General features: G+C 68.1%; 14 protein-coding genes. 11 read left to right on the top strand and 3 right to left on the bottom strand.

Annotation, left to right across the window (positions count from 1 at the left end; genetic code table 11):
• The first annotated feature begins 90 nt into the window (after positions 1 to 90).
• The 11 genes from ACSQ4M_RS23285 (at position 91) to ACSQ4M_RS23235 (ending at position 14,761) form a co-directional block, all read left to right on the top strand.
• Positions 91 to 981, top strand: coding sequence for a LysR family transcriptional regulator (locus ACSQ4M_RS23285; protein ID WP_436191782.1), 891 nt, complete (start codon positions 91 to 93; stop codon positions 979 to 981).
• Between the two features lie 94 nt (positions 982 to 1,075).
• A complete protein-coding gene (locus ACSQ4M_RS23280; RefSeq protein WP_436191781.1) occupies positions 1,076 to 2,668 on the top strand; it encodes an FAD-binding oxidoreductase in 1,593 nt (530 codons plus the stop codon).
• A gap of 214 nt (positions 2,669 to 2,882) precedes the next feature.
• Entirely contained in the window at positions 2,883 to 3,584 is a 702-nt protein-coding gene (locus tag ACSQ4M_RS23275; protein WP_436191780.1) for a PEP-CTERM sorting domain-containing protein, read from the top strand.
• A 173-nt stretch (positions 3,585 to 3,757) separates the two neighbouring features.
• Positions 3,758 to 7,282, top strand: a complete 3,525-nt coding sequence (gene smc, locus ACSQ4M_RS23270; RefSeq protein ID WP_436191779.1) for a chromosome segregation protein SMC — start codon at positions 3,758 to 3,760, stop codon at positions 7,280 to 7,282.
• Positions 7,283 to 7,311: 29 nt separating this feature from the next.
• On the top strand, positions 7,312 to 8,349 hold the full coding sequence (locus tag ACSQ4M_RS23265) for a cell division protein ZipA C-terminal FtsZ-binding domain-containing protein (protein ID WP_436191778.1): 1,038 nt from the start codon (positions 7,312 to 7,314) through the stop codon (positions 8,347 to 8,349).
• Positions 8,349 to 10,391 (top strand): NAD-dependent DNA ligase LigA, encoded by a 2,043-nt coding sequence (gene ligA, locus ACSQ4M_RS23260; protein ID WP_436191777.1) that lies wholly within the window; start codon positions 8,349 to 8,351, stop codon positions 10,389 to 10,391. Before ACSQ4M_RS23265 ends, ligA begins: the two co-directional genes overlap by 1 nt.
• An 8-nt stretch (positions 10,392 to 10,399) precedes the next feature.
• Positions 10,400 to 10,690, top strand: coding sequence for a nucleotidyltransferase family protein (locus tag ACSQ4M_RS23255; RefSeq protein WP_436191776.1), 291 nt, complete (start codon positions 10,400 to 10,402; stop codon positions 10,688 to 10,690).
• A complete protein-coding gene (locus tag ACSQ4M_RS23250; RefSeq protein ID WP_436191775.1) occupies positions 10,683 to 11,045 on the top strand; it encodes a HepT-like ribonuclease domain-containing protein in 363 nt (120 codons plus the stop codon). The genes ACSQ4M_RS23255 and ACSQ4M_RS23250 overlap by 8 nt, the downstream gene beginning before the upstream one ends.
• Positions 11,042 to 11,587 carry a peptide deformylase gene (def, locus tag ACSQ4M_RS23245; protein ID WP_436191774.1) on the top strand — a complete coding sequence of 182 codons (546 nt, stop codon included), beginning with the start codon at positions 11,042 to 11,044 and terminating at the stop codon, positions 11,585 to 11,587. The genes ACSQ4M_RS23250 and def overlap by 4 nt, the downstream gene beginning before the upstream one ends.
• Positions 11,588 to 11,733: 146 nt before the next feature.
• Positions 11,734 to 13,977, top strand: a complete 2,244-nt coding sequence (locus tag ACSQ4M_RS23240; protein ID WP_436191773.1) for a phosphocholine-specific phospholipase C — start codon at positions 11,734 to 11,736, stop codon at positions 13,975 to 13,977.
• Between the two features lie 211 nt (positions 13,978 to 14,188).
• The gene (locus tag ACSQ4M_RS23235; RefSeq protein WP_436191772.1) at positions 14,189 to 14,761 is read left to right on the top strand and encodes a PEP-CTERM sorting domain-containing protein; all 573 of its coding nucleotides are present in this window, start codon (positions 14,189 to 14,191) and stop codon (positions 14,759 to 14,761) included.
• Positions 14,762 to 14,788: 27 nt separating this feature from the next.
• Here the strand turns inward: ACSQ4M_RS23235 and ACSQ4M_RS23230 are convergent, their stop codons facing one another.
• Genes ACSQ4M_RS23230 through ACSQ4M_RS23220 form a run of 3 tightly spaced genes read right to left on the bottom strand, consistent with a single transcriptional unit; the run spans position 14,789 to position 18,025 of the window.
• Positions 14,789 to 15,715, bottom strand: a complete 927-nt coding sequence (locus ACSQ4M_RS23230; protein ID WP_436191771.1) for a dihydrodipicolinate synthase family protein — start codon at positions 15,713 to 15,715, stop codon at positions 14,789 to 14,791.
• 25 nt (positions 15,716 to 15,740) lie between these two features.
• Positions 15,741 to 16,736, bottom strand: a complete 996-nt coding sequence (locus ACSQ4M_RS23225; RefSeq protein ID WP_436191770.1) for a TRAP transporter substrate-binding protein — start codon at positions 16,734 to 16,736, stop codon at positions 15,741 to 15,743.
• Positions 16,737 to 16,759: 23 nt separating this feature from the next.
• Positions 16,760 to 18,025: a TRAP transporter large permease gene (locus ACSQ4M_RS23220; RefSeq protein ID WP_436191769.1), complete on the bottom strand. Its 1,266-nt coding sequence runs from the start codon at positions 18,023 to 18,025 to the stop codon at positions 16,760 to 16,762.
• Position 18,026: the final 1 nt, after the last annotated feature.

Genomic DNA, 18,026 nt, shown 5'->3' with positions numbered 1-18,026 from the left:
GATCGGCGGCCATGCTACCTGTGCAAATTTCCATCGGCAATAGCAAACCAGGCTGTGCGACTCTGCAAATTTGCACAATACTCGCGGCCTATGGATTGGGACCATCTGCGCTACTTCCTGGAACTGGCGCGCACGCGCAAGCTCAGTGCCGCGGCGCGGCGGCTGGACGTACAGCACACCACGGTGTCACGCCGCATCCGCGCGCTGGAGCAGACCGTGGGCGCGCCGCTGTTCACGCGCTCGGGTGGCGAATACCTGGTCAGCGAGGCCGGCCGGCGCCTGCTGCCCCAGGTGGAGACCATGGAGGCCGCCAGCCTCGCGGTGCTCGGCACCGCTGCGGCGCGTGCTGGCGAACTCTCGGGCGTGGTGCGCGTGGGCGCCACCGAGGGCTTCGGCACCGTGGTGCTGGCGCCCATGCTGGCGCGCTTCGCGCAGGCGCATCCGCAGCTCGTGGTCGACCTGCTGCCGCTGCCGCGCAACGTCAATCTCTCGCAGCGCGAGGCGGACATCGTGGTCTCGCTGGAGCGGCCGGTGCGCGGCAACGCCGTCGCGGCGCGCCTGTGCGACTACGTGCTACGGCTGTACGCCTCGCCCCACTACCTTGCGCAGCACCCGCCCATCCGTGGCCGCGACGACCTGACGCAACACAGCTTCATCAGCTATATCGACGACCTCTTGTTCAGCAAGGAGCTGCGCTACCTGGCCGAGCTGTGCCGGCCACAACGCTACGCATTGCGCAGCACCAGCGTGCTGGCCCAGCACCAGGCCGTTGCCCAGGGGGCGGGCATCGGCGTGCTGCCGGCGTTCCTGGCCGACGGCGACGCGCGGCTGTGCGCCGTGCTGCCCGAGGAGGCGCAGTTCGTGCGCACGTTCTGGATTTCCATGCCCAAGGAGAACCGCTCCATCGCACGCATCCAGGCCGTCTGGAGTTTGTTGCGTTCATCTGTGCAAACGGACGAGAGACTGCGACCACCGGTCTGAATTCGCGACAGTTTCGTCGTTCCGCCTCGCCAGTGATGCGAGGGAATCAATGTTATTGCGTAATATGCCCTGATTCATTTAGTAGGAGTGAGCAATGGACATCGACGCAGCGGTCCGTGCATGGAGGCAGCTCCTCGGGGCGGAGCAGGTGCTGGATGCGCAACAGGCACAGGCCGCCTACGGCGCCGACACGGCGGCCAACGAGCGCACGATTCCGGCAGCATTGCGCATCCTGGACAGCACCCGCCTGCCCGATGTGATGCGGATCGCGCAGAAGAACAAGGTGCCCGTGCATCCCATCAGCACCGGTCACAACTGGGGTTACGGCACGGCACTGCCACCGGGCGACGGCAGTGTGCTGATCGATCTGGGTGGCCTGCAGAAGATCTTGCACTTCGATGCCGAGTTCGGTGTCGTCACAGTAGAACCGGGCGTGACCCAGGGCATGCTGTCGGACTTCCTCGACGCCGGACAACATCCCTTCCTCGTGCCGGTGACGGGCGCCGGGCCGACCTGCAGCCTGCTGTCCAATGCGCTGGAGCGCGGCTATGGCGTCACGCCCATCACCGACCACTTCGCGGCCGTGACCGATGTCGAGGTGGTGCTGGCCGACGGCTCGATCTACCGTACGGCCATGCACGAGGCCGGCGGCGAGGAGATCGCGCGCCTGTTCAAGTACGGCATCGGCCCGTACTCGGTCGGCTTGTTCACGCAGAGTGCGTTCGGCATCGTGACCAGGATGAGCATCGTGCTGGCCAGGCGGCCGGAATGCGTCAAGGTCTGCCTGTTCAGCCTCAAGGACGACAGCCTGCTGGAGGCGGCAGCCACGGCGATCCGCGGCGTGCTGTCCAGGCTGCCGGGGACGGTGGGTGCGATCAACCTCATGAACCAGCACCGCGTGCTGGCCATGTCGGCGCCGTACCCGGAGGACCGGCTCGTGGATGGGCTGATCCCGGCCAAGGTGATCTCCGAACTCGGCAGCCAGTACCAGATCTTTCCGTGGACGGGCTTCGGCACGCTATACGGAACCAAGGGTGTGGTGGCCGCCGCGCAGAAGGAGATCCGACGCGCGCTGTCGGGCATCGCGAGCCGCCTCATCTTCTTGACACCGGCCACGGCCAAGACCCTGGCCAGGGCCGCGGCGCGGCTGCCCGGCGGGCTGGGCGAGCGCATCGGCAGCACGGCGCAGACGCTGGCACTGTCCCTGGAACTCGTGGCCGGCCGGCCCAACGAGACGGCGCTGCCGCTGGCTTACTGGCGCAACCCGAACCCGCCGCGCGGCCAATTCCGCGATCCGGCACGCGACGGCAGCGGGCTGATCTGGTATGCGCCGCTGGTGCCGATCCGGCCGGCCACCATGCGTGCCTACGTGAAGATGGTGCACGAGGTCACGGCCAAGCATGGCATCGAGCCGCTCATCACGTTCACGACCCTGAGCGACAAGCTGGTGGACAGCACGGTCCCCATCGTGTTCAAGCGTGACGATCCGCAGGCAGTTGCCGCTGCCAAGGCCTGCTATGCCGAGCTCGTGCAGATCGGGCGCGCGGCTGGTTACTTCCCCTACCGAGTGGGCATCGGTGGCATGCCCACCGTGGTGGGTCTGCAGGATATGGCGAAGGCCTTCCATGCCAGGCTGCACGACTGCCTGGATCCGAACGGCATTCTTTCGCCGGGGCGCTACCGCTAGACGGGGTCAGAAAAAAGCGGCAGAGCAGCCGTGAAATAATTCACACACAAATGTCGCACAAATTTACAAATAAACGTATAGAAAAGTTATGCAACAAGAAATTTCTTAATGAAAACAAGCAGTTGAGATATTTTCACGCGCTGGCACTGTTCATGCTTTATTTGTAAAAGAGGGCGCAAGGGTTGCCCTCAGGTTTACAGACAAAGGACGAAACATGAATATTCTGAAAAAGACTCTCGCCGGCGCAGCCCTGCTCGCAGCGTTTGCCGGCGCGCAAGCTGCTGTCGTGAGTGTGGGTGGCGTGACCTGGGACACCTCCTACGATTTCGACTTCACAAGCACCTCCGACAACTTCTTCCAGAACATTTCGGGTGCTGCCCCTTACACGGTGACTGGATCGGGGTCGGTTACCAAGATCAACGACAACGCCAGTTTCCTCTGCACCGGTTGCAGCCTCACGTACACGTTCAGCGGGTTCAACTACCTGAGCTCGACGCCTATCCCGGGCGTCGGCGCGGTGCGTCTGTATGACCAAGGCGTCGTCAATGTCACGATCACCTATGCCGACAACAGCAGCGCTTTGTGGCTGCAACTGGCTGGTCATGCCGCGAATGGTTATTCGTTGAGCGGCTTCATTTCGCCGTCTTCCGTGACCGGCGGCGGACAACTGGACGTTGTCGGTGGACTTGCGGCCAGCTACTTTGACACCAACACCAAGACCGATGGTGCAGACTTTACTTTCTCGACCGCATCCTCTTCGGTGGTGACCGACCCGAACGGCAACGTTCGCACCCTCGGTACTGGCACGTTCTACAGTGCAACCGCCGTCAATGAGGTCCCCGAGCCCGCCTCCGTCGCCCTGATGGGCCTGGGCCTTCTGGGTCTGGCCGCCGGCCGCCGCAAGCAAGCCAAGTAAGCGTCATTTGGCAATGGTTGCTCATTTTTGAGCAACGCAGGCCGAGAGAAGCCCGGCAGGTTTGTCCTGCCGGGCTTCTGCTTTTGGAGGTGGTGACGCTGGGTACACTTGTTCCGCTCACCCGATTGCCGTTTGGCCAGCCCGTGTGCTGGCCGCTTTTCATTCAGTCACCCTTGCGCCTCAACTCCATCAAGCTGGCCGGCTTCAAGTCCTTCGTCGAGCCCACCAACTTCCTGTTGCCGGGACAACTCGTGGGCGTGGTCGGCCCGAACGGCTGCGGCAAGTCCAACATCATGGACGCCGTGCGCTGGGTGCTGGGTGAGAGCAAGGCCAGCGAGCTGCGCGGCGAGTCCATGCAGGACGTGATCTTCAACGGCACCAACCTGCGCAAACCGGCCAGCCGCGCCAGCGTGGAACTGGTGTTCGACAACGCCGACCACCGCGCCGGCGGCCAGTGGTCGCAGTTCGGCGAGATCGCCGTCAAGCGCGTGCTCACGCGCGACGGCACCAGCAGCTACTACATCAACAACCAGCCCGTGCGCCGGCGCGACGTGCAGGACGTGTTCCTGGGCACGGGCCTGGGGCCGCGCGCCTACGCCATCATCGGCCAGGGCACGATCAGCCGCATCATCGAATCCAAGCCCGAAGAGTTGCGGCTGTTCCTCGAAGAGGCGGCCGGCGTCTCCAAGTACAAGGAGCGTCGGCGCGAGACCGAGAACCGGCTGTCCGACACGCGCGAGAACCTGACCCGCGTCGAGGACATCCTGCGCGAGCTCAACGCCAACCTCGAGAAGCTGGAAAAGCAGGCCGAGGTCGCGCAGCGCTACCACGCGCTGCAGGCCAGCGCCACGCTCAAGCAGCACCAGCTGTGGTTCCTCAAGCGCGCCGACAGCGAGGCCGACCAGGCCCGCATCCTGGCCGAGGTGGCCAACGCCCAGACCGCGCTGGAGGCCCGCGTCGCCGACCTGCGCCACATCGAAGCCGAACTGGAAACCGTGCGCCAGGCCCACTACGCGGCCGGCGACCTCGTGAACCAGGCCCAGGGCAAGCTCTACGAGGCCAGCGCCGAGGTCGGCAAGCTGGAGAGCGAGATCCGCTTCGTCATCGAAGGCCGCCAGCGCGTGGAGCAGCGCCTGGCCACGCTCAAGGAGCAGATCGGCCAGTGGGGCACGCGCCGCGAGGACGCCGAAGCCGAGCTCGAGACGCTGTCGGGCCAGGGCGAGCAGGCCGAGGAGGCCGCCGAACTGCTGGCGGCCCAGGTCGAAGAGCAAGCCATGCGCCTGCCCGAACTGGAAGACGCACTGGGCCAGGCCCAGGCCCGCGCCAACGAGCAGCGCACGCGTGTGGGCCAGGTCCAGCAGCAGATCCAGGTGCTGGCCGCCGAGCAGCGCAGCATCGAGGAGCAGTCGCGCCAGCTCAACCAGCGCCGTGACCGCCTGGTGACCGACCAGCGCGCGCTGGCCGTGCCCGACGAAGCCCGCCTGGCCCAGCTGCAGGAGCAGCTCGAAGTGGCCCAGGAGGCGGCCGGCATCGCCGATGCGCGGCTGCAGGAGCTGCAGGACAGCGTGCCGCAGCTCGATGAGGAGCGGCGCACGCGCCAGCAGACCGTCAACACCGAATCCGCGCGCGAGGCCGACCTGTCGGCCCGCGCCGAGGCGCTCAAGGCGCTGCAGGAGAAGGTCCGCACCGACGGCAAGCTCGCGCCCTGGCTGGCCCGCCACGGCCTGGACGGGCTGCAGGGCATCTGGAGCCGCATCCACATCGAGCAGGGTTGGGAGAACGCGCTGGAGGCCGCGTTGCGCGAGCGCCTGGGCGCGCTGGAGATCTCGCGGCTGGACAGCGTCAAGGGCTTCCTGGGTCAGCAAGGCGCCGAGGGCCCGCCGGCCAAGCTGGCCTTCTACAGTCCGCCCGCTGCTCCGACAGCGCAGGAGCCGGCCCGCCTGCCGCGCCTGGCCGACCTGCTGCGCCTGGGCGATGCGGCCCAGCGCGCCCTGTTCTCCGAATGGCTGCACGGCTGCTACACGGCGCAAAGCTTCGAGGAAGCCCTGGCCCAGCGCAGCCAGCTGCAACCCGGCGAGACCATCTACGTGCGCGCGGGCCATGCGGTCGGCGCCCACAGCGTGAGCTTCTTCGCGCAGGACTCCGAGCAGGCCGGCCTGCTGGCGCGCGCGCAGGAGATCGAGAACTTGGACAAGCAGCTACGCGCCCAGGCCTTGATCGGCGAGGAGTCGCGCAGCGCACTGGTGCGCGCCGAGGCCGCCTACGCCGACGCCGCGCAGCGCCTGGTCGGCGCGCGTCGCGAAGCCGCCGAGACCCAGAGCAGCGCGCACCAGCTGCAGGTCGAGACGCTGCGGCTGCAGCAGCTGGCCGAGCAGGCCAGGGCCCGGAACGAACAGCTGACCGGCGACCTGGCCGAGGTCGACGCCCAGCTCGAAGACCTGCAGGAGCGCCGCATCACGGCCGAGGCCCGCTTCGAGGAGCTGGACATGCAGCTGGCCGACAGCCAGGAACGCCATGCCCAGCTCGACGAACGCGTGATCGAGGCCCAGCGCCGCCTGGCCGAATCGCGCGAGCAGCAACGCAGCCTGGAGCGCCAGGCGCAGGAGGCGCAGTTCGCGCACCGCAGCCTGGGCGCACGCCGCGACGAATTGTCGCGCGCCATCGCCATGGCCGAGCAGCAGGCCGGCTCGCTCGTGGGCGAGGAGGAGCGCGCACGCGAGGAGCTCTCGCGCCTGTCGGACGCCGCGGCCCAGGCGGGTCTGCAGAACGCGCTGGCGCTCAAGCTCGAACGCGAGGCCGCCCTGGGCGCGCAGCGCAGCGAGTACGACGACCTGACGCAGCGCCTGCGCGCGAGCGACGAGCGCCGGCTCAAGTTCGAGCGCGAGCTCGACCCGCTACGCCAGCGCATCACCGAGTTCCAGCTCAAGGAACAGGCCGCGCGCCTGGGCCTGGAGCAGTACAGCCAGCACCTGCTCGACGCGGGCGTGGACATGGCCCAGCTGGCCCAATCCATCACCGAAGGCAATGTGCGGCTGGCTGGCCTGCAGACCGAGATCGACCGGCTGCACCGCGAGATCGTCGCGCTGGGTGCCGTCAACCTCGCCGCGCTGGACGAACTCAGCGCCGCGCGCGAACGCAAGCAGTTCCTCGATGCGCAAATGGCCGATCTCACGGAAGCCATGACCACGCTCGAAGATGCGATCCGCAAGATCGACAACGAGACGCGCGAACTGCTCTCGGGCACCTTCGACACCGTCAACGGCCACTTCGGCCGCATGTTCCCCGAGCTGTTCGGCGGCGGCAACGCGCGGCTGGTCATCACCGGCGACGAAATCCTGGATTCGGGCGTGCAGGTGATTGCCCAGCCGCCCGGCAAGAAGAACCAGACCATCCACCTGCTGTCGGGTGGCGAGAAGGCGCTGACGGCCATCGCGCTGGTGTTCGCGATCTTCCAGCTCAACCCCGCGCCGTTCTGCCTGCTGGACGAGGTGGACGCGCCGCTGGACGACGCCAACACCGAGCGCTATGCCAAACTCGTGAGCGCCATGAGCCGCGAGACCCAGTTCCTGTTCATCAGCCACAACAAGATCGCCATGGAAATGGCCAAGCAGTTGATCGGCGTGACCATGCAGGAGCAGGGCGTCTCACGCATCGTGGCGGTCGACATGGAATCGGCCCTGTCCATGGCCGAGTCCTGAACATCCAACCGTAGAACAAGAGGAACCCGATGAGCAGCACGCTGCAGATCGGATTGGCCGTGGCCGGCGGTGTCGTGCTGGCCGGCGTCGTGGCGCACAGCGCCTGGTCGTCGCGCCGCAATGCGCCGCGCAAACCCGACCCCATCGCCGCCGAGCCCGTCGCCAGTGAAGACGCGGCCGATGGTGAACGCCGCGAACCCGGCTTCGACGACGCCAACCTGCCGCTGCCGGCCGCGCCCGAGCGCCGCGCCACGCTGGATCCGCTGGTCGACGTGATCGCCCCCATCGCGCTCGAAGGCCCGGTCTCCGGCGATGCCGTGCTGGCCGCGCTACCGGCCACGCGCCGTGTCGGCAGCAAGCCCTTCGCGGTGGAAGGCCGCAACGTCAACGGCGGCCAATGGGAGGCCGCGCAGGCCGGCCAGCGCTACGACGCGCTGCAGGCCGGCGTGCAGCTGGCCAACCGCACGGGCGCGCTCAACGAGATCGAGTTTTCCGAGTTCGTCATGAAGGCCCAGGCCTTCGCCGATGCCATGAATGGCGCGCCCGAGTTCCCCGAGATGCGCGAGGAGGTGGCGCGCGCGCGCGAGCTCGACCAGTTCGCCAGCAGCCACGACGCGCAACTGAGCTTCACGCTGCGCGCGCTGCACGCGGCCTGGAGCCCTGGTTACCTGCACCAGAACGCTGCGCGCCTGGGCTTCGTGGCCGGCATGATCCCGGGCCGCATGGTGCTGCCCTCGGGCACACCCGGCCTGCCGCCGCTGCTGGGCCTGAGCTTCGATTCGCAGGCCGCGCTGGCCGAAGACCCGGACCAGGCCGCCATCCGCAGCGTGACGCTGACGCTGGACGTGCCCCAGGTCGAGCGCGCCGAGCAGCCCTTCGTGCGCATGCGCGAAGCCGCCACCGCGCTGGCCCAGGCCATGGACGGCGTGGTCACCGACGACGCGGCGCGCCCGCTCACGCGCGAGGCCATGGACGTGATCGGCTCCGAGCTCGAACAGCTGTACGACACGCTGGACACGCGCGAGTTGTCGGCCGGCTCGGCGCTCGCGCGCCGCTTGTTCAGCTGATGGCGCCGCACGAGCAGACCGCACAGGCGCAGCAGCTCAAGGCGCTGCTGCGCCGCTACGCGCACCGCTACTACGTGCTCGACGACCCGGAGGTGCCGGACGCCGAGTACGACCGCATCTACCAGCAACTCGAAGCGCTGGAGACGGCCTGGCCCGAACTCGTGACGGCCGATTCGCCCACGCAGCGCGTGATCGGCGCCGTGCTGGAAGGCCTGACGCCGGTGCGCCATGCCGTGCCCATGCTGTCGATCAAGACCGAGACCGACACCACGCCCGCCGGTGCGCTCAAGTTCGACACCAGCGTGCGCAACGCGCTCAAGCTGGCCGAGGACGCGCCGGCCCTGGCCTACGCGGCCGAACTCAAGTTCGACGGCCTGGCCATCAACCTGCGCTACGAGCAGGGCGAACTCGTGCAGGCTGCCACGCGCGGCGACGGCGAGACCGGTGAGGACGTGACGCACACCATCCGCACGATCAAGTCCATCCCAAACTACCTCAAGCACGGCAACGTGCCGGTGCTCGAGGTGCGCGGGGAGGTCTTCATGCGGCGCGACGATTTCGAGGCATTGAACGAACGCCAGCGCGAGAGCGGCGGCAAGACCTTCGTGAACCCGCGCAACGCGGCCGCCGGTGTGGTGCGCCAGCTCGACGCCGGCATCGCCCAGCAACGCCCGCTGAGCTTCTTCGCCTACGGCCTGGGCGAGGTGCAGGGCTGGGACGCGCCGGCCACGCATTCGGCCACGCTGGATGCGCTCGCGACCATGGGCGTGCCCGTCAACAAGGACCGCCAGGTGGTGCAGGGCGCGCAAGGCCTGGCGGACTTCCACGCGCTGATCGCGGCCGCACGCGACAGCCTGCCGTTCGACATCGACGGCGTGGTCTACAAGGTCGACGACCGCGCCTTGCAGCAGCAGCTGGGCTTCAAGTCGCGCGAGCCGCGCTGGGCCGTGGCCCACAAGTACCCGGCGCAGGAGCAGATCACACGGCTCAACGGCATCGAGATCCAGGTCGGCCGCACCGGCAAGCTGACGCCCGTGGCCAAGCTGGAGCCGGTGTTCGTGGGCGGCACCACCGTCAGCAACGCCACGCTGCACAACCTGTTCGAGATCCGGCGCAAGCGCGTGCGCGTGGGCGACCGCGTGATCGTGCGGCGTGCCGGCGACGTGATCCCCGAGGTGGTGGGCGTGGTGCCGGGCCCGCGCGAGGGCTATGTACCCAATTTCCGCATGCCGCGGCAATGCCCGGTCTGCGGCAGCGCCGTGGTGCGCGAGCCCGACGGCGTGAACCACCGCTGCTCGGGCGGCCTGTTCTGCCCGGCCCAGCGCAAGCAGGCGCTGCTGCACTTCGCGGGCCGACGCGCCATGGACATCGAAGGCCTGGGCGACAAGCTGGTCGACCAGCTCGTCGATGGCGGCCTGATCCGCACGCTGCCCGAGCTCTACAAGCTCGGCGTGGGCAAGCTCTCCATGCTCGAACGCATGGCCGACAAGAGCGCCATGAACCTCGTGCAGGCGCTCGAGGCCAGCAAGACCACGACGCTGGGCCGCTTCCTTTACGCTTTGGGCATCCGCCACATCGGCGAGTCCACGGCCAAGGACCTGGCCAAGCACTTCGGCCGGCTCGACCCCATCATGGACGCGACGCTGGAGCAGCTGCTGGAGGTCAACGACGTCGGCCCCATCGTGGCCCAAAGCCTGCGCACCTTCTTCGAGCAGCCGCACAACCGCGAGGTGGTCGAGCAGCTGCGCGCGGCCGGTGTGCACTGGCCCGAGTCCGAGGGACTGGCCGCGCAGCGCGTGCCGCTGCCGCTGGCCGGCAAGACCTTCGTGCTGACCGGCACGCTGCCCACGCTCTCGCGCGACGCGGCCAAGGAGAGGCTGGAGGCGGCCGGCGCCAAGGTGGCAGGTTCGGTATCGAAGAAGACCGATTACGTGGTGGCTGGCGAAGAGGCGGGCAGCAAGCTGGAGAAGGCGCAGCAGCTCGGCATCGCCGTGCTGGACGAGGCCGGAATGCTGGCCCTGCTGGAGCAGGCGCAGACATAATCGCCGGCATGGACCCGGCTGCCGTTCTGCTACTGCTGGCGCAACACAAGCGTGTGATGGCCGACCGCTTCGGCGTGCTCGACCTGGCCCTGTTCGGCTCGGTTGCGCGCGGGCAGGCATCGGAGCGCAGCGATGTCGACCTGCTCGTGCGCTTTGACGGCCCCGCCACATCGGAGCGCTACTTCGGCCTGATGTTCTATCTGGAGGACATGCTCGGCCGTCCCGTCGACCTGGTGACCGACAAGGCCTTGCGGCCTGAGTTGCGGCCGCACGTCGAGCGCGATGCCATCCATGTCTGAACCCGCTGCGCCGCGTGAGTGGCGCTTCTATGTCGATGACATGCTGCAGTTCTGCGAGAAGGTCCAGAGCTACACCGTCGGCGTCGCGCAGGCGGGCTTCGTCGCCGACACCATGCGTTACGACGCCACGGTGCGCAATCTGGAACTGCTGGGCGAAGCCGCCATGCGCATCCCCGAACCTGTGCGTGCGGCCCATGCCGAAGTGCCGTGGCGCCTGATCGTGGCGACGCGCAACCGGCTCATCCATGGTTACCTGGGCATCGACAACGACATCCTGTGGAGCCTGATCCAGGTCGAGGTGCCACGGCTTGCCCTTCAACTGCGCGCGCTGCGCGACCAGCCCGAACCCCCATGACCGTCCGCGACATCCTCAAGATGGGCGACCCGCGCCTGCTGCGCATCGCCCAGCCCGTGCCCGTCGAATCCTTCGACTCCGACGCGCTGCACCTGCTCGTGTCCGACCTGTTCGACACCATGCACGCCGTCAATGGCGCAGGGCTGGCGGCGCCGCAGATCGGCGTGGACCTGCAACTCGTGATCTTCGGCAGCAACGAGCGCAACCCGCGCTACCCGGACCGGCCGCTGGTGCCCATCACGGTGCTCTGCAATCCCATCATCACCCCCTTGTCGGCCGACGAGGAGGAGGACTGGGAGGGCTGCCTGTCCGTGCCCGGCCTGCGCGGTGTGGTGCCGCGCTGGTCGAAGATCCGCTACACCGGCTTCGACCAGTACGGCGACCCCATCGACCGCACGGTCGAGGGTTTCCATGCCCGCGTGGTGCAGCACGAGTGCGACCACCTGGTCGGCAAGCTCTACCCGATGCGCGTGCGCGACTTCACACGCTTCGGTTTCACCGACGTGCTGTTCCCTGGCATTGCGGCCAGCGAGGACGACTGAGCATCGCTGCGTGAGGCGGGGCGCCGCGATGGCGCCTTGCGGCCCGAGGTCATAGCCGCGTCACGTGCGCGGCGTACGCTGGAACGGTGCGCAGCAGCGGCAACACGCCCCTGGCGCGCGCGCCGTCCACACCTCACACAACAGCCATGACCTCACGACGCAGCTTCCTGCGCGGCAGTGCCCACGCGGGCATCGCCGCCGCGACCTACGCAGCCTTCCCGCCGGCGATACAACGTGCGCTGGCCATCCCGGCCAACAACGCGACCGGCACCATCCGCGACGTCGAGCACGTGGTGATCCTGATGCAGGAGAACCGCGCCTTCGACCACTACTTCGGCACGCTGGCCGGCGTGCGCGGCTTCGGCGACCGTTTCCCGATCCCGCTGCCCGAGGGCCGCAACGTCTGGCAGCAGCGCCTGGCCAACGGCAACGTGGTCATGCCCTTCCACCTGGACGGCAGCCGGGGCAACGCCCAGCGCGCCAACGGCACGCCGCACGACTGGAACGACAGCCAGCAGGCCTGGGACAACGGCCGCATGGACCAGTGGCCGCGCTACAAGAACACCATCTCGATGGGCTACTTCAAGGAAGCCGAGATCCCGTTCCCGTTCGCGCTGGCCAATGCCTTCACGCTGTGCGACGCCTACCACTGCGCCATGCACACGGGCACCGATGCCAACCGCTCCTTCTTCCTGACCGGCACCAACGGCGCCGTGCCGACCGGCACCGCCTTCGTCTCCAACGAATGGGACTGGCTGGACGGCCGCGCCAGCGCCGTCAACACGGGCTACACCTGGACCACCTATGCCGAGCGCCTGGAGGCGGCCGGCGTCAGCTGGATCAGCTACCAGAACATGCCCGACGAGTGGGGCGACAACATGCTGGGCGCGTTCCGCCAGTTCCGCCGTGCCAACCAGGCCTCGGGCTACCCCGTGTCCAGCGGCGGCGGTCCGAACAGCGCCTACAGCAACCCCGGCCAGGCCCTGCCGTACCACGCCTACGATGCGGCCACCGACAACGCGAACAACCCGCTGTACAAGGGCATCGCCAACACGCTGCCCGGCACTTCGCCCGATACCTACCTGGACGCCTTCAAGCGCGACATCCGCGAGGGCAGGCTGCCGGCCGTATCCTGGATGAACGCGCCCTCGGCCTACTGCGAACACCCGGGCCCGTCCAGCCCGGTGCAGGGTGCCTGGTTCCTGCAGGAGGTGCTGGACGCGCTGACGGCCGTGCCCGAGGTCTGGAGCAAGACCGTGCTGATCGTCAACTTCGACGAGAACGACGGCTACTTCGACCACGTGCCTTCGCCCTCTGCGCCGTCGCCGGACGGCAAGGGCGGCTATGCCGGCAAGACCACGCTGGCGCAAGCCGACCTGGGCGCCGAGTACTACACGCACGGCAGGCCGCTGGGCAGCACCAGCCAGCCGGCCGCCGACGGCCGCGTCTACGGTCCCGGCCCGCGCGTGCCCATGTACGTGATCTCGCCCTGGAGCCGCGGCGGCTGGGTCAACTCGCAGGTGTTCGACCACACCTCGGTGATCCGCTTCCTGGAGGCGCGCTTCGGTGTGGCCGAACCCAACATCAGCCCGTTCCGCCGCGCCGTCTGCGGCGACCTGACCAGCGCCTTCAACTTCGCCACGCCCAACAGCGAGACCTTGCCCCAGCTGCAGGGCCGCAAGAGCCGCGGCGAGGCCGATGCGCTGCGCACGGCCCAGCAGCGGCTCGCGCAGATCGCGCCGCCGGCCGCGCAGCAGTTCCCGGTGCAGGCCGAGGGCACGCGCCCCTCGCGCGCGCTGCCCTACGAGCTGGCGACGACCTGCGCGGTGCAGCCCGGCGCCACCATGGCCGCCGTGCGCGTGGCGCTGGACTTCGCCAACACGGGCCGCCAGGCCGCCGTGTTCCATGTCTACGACCGCAAGGACCTGGCCGCCGTGCCGCGCCGCTACATGGTCGAGCCCGGCAAGACGCTGTCGGACCTGTGGACGCCGGCCGTGGGCGGCGCCTACGACCTGTGGGTGCTGGGCCCCAACGGCTACCACCGCCACTTCACGGGCAGTGCGCTGCGCGCGATCGCGGCCGGCCAGCCGCGGCCCGACGTGCAGGTGCGCTGCGACGCCGCCACAAGCGATCTCGTGCTGCGCCTGGTCAACACCGGCACGGCGCCGTGCACGTTCAACATCGCCGCGAACGCCTATGCCGCGCTGAGCCAGAGCCACACCCTGGCGCCGCGCAGCGAACTCGCTGTGCGCCTGCCCACGGCCGGCAACGGCTACTGGTACGACTTCAGCGCCACGGTGTCGGGCCAGCCCGACTACCTGCGGCGCTTCGCCGGCCGCGTCGAGACCGGCCGCCACACCGTCAGCGACCCCGCGCTGGGCCTGCGTTGAACCTGAAATGAAACCACCCCCGTTTGGACTTCTCACTTCGTGTAGAAGTCCCATCCCCCCTCAAGGGGGCGCACCCGGCGGCCTGGCAGAGCCAGTTCCGCGGCTGCGCTGGCATGGCCTGCTCCGCGGCCTTTCGACCTGTGGCGTACGAGCCGGCTTCATCCCCTGCGGGCGGCTCGCCGCGCCATCGACAACTGACACGAGAACCGACATGCATTCCATTCTTCGCGGCGTGATCGCCGGCACGGCCCTGGCGCTGTGCACCTCCTTCGCCTCGGCCGCCGTGCTGAGCTTCGACGACATCACGGGCGCCAACGGCTACGAGGCCGTGCCCGCCAGCTACGGCGGCCTGGACTGGTCGGGCAGCAGCTGGTCGGTCATCACCACGCCGGAATCGCCGTTCACGGCGCACTCGGGCGATGGCCGCATCGTCATGGGCTGGGACGGCACGGATGCCACGAGCACCATCCGCTTCCTGGCACCCACGGTGTTCGATGGTGCCTGGTTCGCCGGCTACGGCGAGGCCAGCGTACGCTTCGACCTGTACCTGGCCGGTGTGCTGGTCGGCAGTTCCGACACGCTGGGCCTGTCCGACACACCGGCCTTCCTGGCCAGCGGCTGGACCGGCGCCATCGACGCCGTGGTGGTCTCCAGCAACCTGCACGCGTTCTACGTGATGGACGACTTCAGCTTCCAGGACGCGAGCGAAGTGCCCGAGCCGGCCACGCTGGCCCTTGTGCTGGCCGGCCTGGGCATGGCGGGCGCCGCACGCCGCCGCGCCTGACGGCGCGGCGCAGGGGACCCCTGGCGCTCAGCGCCCGGTGATCCCCACGTCCGGCAGCACCGGCCGGTTCGCCAGCGCCTTCTTCATGATGGTCTCCACATGCAGCTTGTCGGCGGCCGGCAGTTCCAAGCGTGGCGGCCGGGTCCGGTAGGTGCCACGGCCCAGGATGTGCTCGCACAGCTTGATGCATTGCACCAGGTCGGGCCGCGCATCCAGGTGCAGGATCGGCATCAGCCATTCGTACAGCGGCATCAGTTCGTCGAAGCGTCCGGCCTTGGCCAGGCGGAACAGCGTCTCGCCTTCCTTCGGGAAGGCGTTGGAGATGCCCGAGACCCAGCCGACGGCGCCCATGGCCACACTCTCGACCACAACGTCGTCCAGCCCGGCGAACAGCACGAAGCGGTCGCCGACCATGTTGCGCGTGTCGATGAAGCGGCGCGTGTCGCCCGAGCTGTCCTTGAAGCAGACGATGGTCTCGCAGTCCGCCAGCGTGGCCAGGATGTCCGGCGTCACGTCGTTCTTGTAGATCGGCGGGTTGTTGTAGACCATGACCGGCAGGTCGGTGGCCTTGGACACGGTGCGAAAGTGCGCCGCCGTCTCGTGCGGCTTGGAAGAATAGAGCAGCGCCGGCATGACCATGATGCCGTCCACGCCGATGCGCGCGGCCTCCTTGGCGGTCTCGCAGGCGAAGGCCGTGGTGAACTCGGCGATGCCGCAGATCACGGGCACGCGGCCCTTGGCCACGGCGCGGCCGGCTTCCATGATGGCGATCTTCTCCTTGGTCGAGAGCGAGCAGTTCTCGCCCACGGTGCCGCAGACGATCAGGCCCGAGACGCCGTCTGCGATCAGCGCGTCCATCACCTTGGCGGTGGCGTCCACGTCGACCGACATGTCTTCGCGGAACTGGGTGGTGACGGCCGGGAACACGCCCTGCCAGTTGACTTTGGGGCTCATCGTTGCCTCCTGTGGTTGAAATGGGTTACAGCGTGGCGCCGGCGGCGCGCAGCTCGGCGATGGCAGGGGCCTTGGGCAGCCAGATCGCGTCGAATGCCTTGATGCTGGCTTCCACGTTGGCGGCCGGCTCGGCCTTCATGGCGATGCCGGTCTCCTTGAACTTGGCCAGCAGGCCGGGCTCGGTGCCCGCGATCTCGGCGATCTGTGCATCGAGCGACCTGGCGACCTGGGCGCGGATCAGTTCCTTGTCCTTGTCGGGCAGCGACGCCCAGACGCGGCCCGAGACCAGCGGCGCGAACGGCATGAACAGCGCGTTCATCTGCAGGATCACCTTGGACACCTTGTCGAAGCGCGCATTCCACGAGAACTCGATGTCGGCCTCCAGCGCATCGACCTGGCCATTGGCCATGGCGTCGAACACCTGGGGCGTGGGGATCGGCGTGGGGGCCGCGCCCATGGACTGGTAGAAGTCGCGGTAGACGGGCGTGGGGTTGATGCGCAGCTTCAGGCCCTTGAGGTCGGCCGAGCTGTTCAGGTCCTTGGTCGAGAACACCGAGCGCATGCCCGTGATGCCCCAGCCCAGGCCGATGCAGCCGGTCTCGCGCGGCAGCACCTCCAGCAGCTTGAGGGCGGCCGGCGTCTTGACCAGCTTGGCCACCGCGGCCGTGGAGCGCACCAGGTAGGGCGCATTGATCGCCGCCACCGTGGCCACGCGCGAGCCGAGTTCGGCGGCCTGGATCCAGCCCATGTCGAGCGCACCGGACTGCAGCTGCTGCATCATGGCCGACTCGTTGCCGAGCTGGCCCGAGTGGAACACCGTGGCCGACAGGCGCCCGCCGGTTTCCTTCTTGAGCGTCTCGCCGAAGGCCACGGCCGCGCGGTTCCAGGAGTGGCCGGCCGGCGTGATGAGGCCGATGCGGAACTCCTTGGCCTGTGCGCGCAGCACCGGGCTGAAGGCCAGCGAGGCGGCAGCGGCGCTGCCGGCGACGAAGGAACGGCGGGAGATCGGACGAAGGGTCATGGCAAGGACTCCAGGTTGAAAAACTACTTGAGCAGGCCCAGCGACAGGCTGGGGAAGATGGAGAGCAGCACGAGCGCCACGCAGCAGACCAGGAAGAACGGCAGCGTCACGATGAACATCTTTCCGGGCTTGGCCCCGGTCACGGCGGCGGCGACGAAGAAGCTCAGCCCCACGGGCGGCGACATCAGGCCCAGCACCAGGTTGACGACCACCACCACGCCGAAGTGGCGCGGGTCGATGCCGTAGACCTCGGTGGCGATGGGCAGCAGGATGGGCACCGTCATGATCAGTCCGGGGATGCCGTCGATCACGGTGCCGATCACGAGCAGGATCACGTTGGACAGCAGCAGGAAGGTGATGGGGTCCCTGGCCACGGTCTGCACCCAGGCGGCCGTGGCCTGCGGCACCTTGCCGAAGATCAGGATCCACGAGAACACGGCGGCCGCGGCCACCAGGAACAGCACGATGGCCGAGTAGATGCCCGAGCGCACCAGCATCTCGGGGATCTGGCTGAAGCGGAACTCCTTGGTGATGTAGCGGCCCACCAGCGCCGAGGCCACCGCCCCCACGGCCGCCGATTCCGTGGGATTGGCCATGCCGCTCAGGATCGAGCCCACGATCACGATGGGGATCAGCAGCGTGGGGCTGGACACCAACGCCGAGCGGGCCCGCTGGCGCAGCGTGCGGCGTTCGCTGCGCGGGTAGTTGTAGACCAGCCCCATGCAGGCGATGACCACGAAGAACAGCACCGTCAGCAGGATGCCGGGCAGGATGCCCGCGATCAGCATGTCGCCCACCGCCACCTGGGCCAGCACGCTGAAGACCACGAACATCACCGAGGGCGGGATGATGGGCCCCAGCATGCCGCCGTAGACCGTGACACCGGCCGCAAAGGTCTTGTCGTAGCCCTGCTTCTCCATCTCCGGCACCATGATCTGCGACATGATGGCCACCTGCGCCGTGGCCGAGCCGATGATGGACGACACCATCGCATTGGCCAGGATGTTCACGTAGGCCAGCCCGCCCTTGATCGAGCCAACGAAGGCCATGGCCAGCTCCACGAGCCGGCGCGTGATGCCGCCGCCGTTCATGATCTCGCCGATCAGGATGAACAGCGGGATCGCGATCAGCCCGTAGCTGTCGACCCCGCCGAACATCTGCATCGGGAAGGACTGGAACAGCAGCGGGTTGCCGCTGTCCCAGATGTAGAACATGCCGGCCAGGCACAGGCAGATGCCGATCGGCACGCCGATGAACATGACGGCCAGGAAGAACAGGGTGGTCAGCATG

This window comes from Pseudorhodoferax sp. LjRoot39 (assembly GCF_964253035.1).
Lineage (GTDB): Bacteria > Pseudomonadota > Gammaproteobacteria > Burkholderiales > Burkholderiaceae_C > Pseudorhodoferax.
Note: the sequence above shows the minus strand (reverse complement) of the source record. Positions and strands in the feature narration are given on the sequence as shown.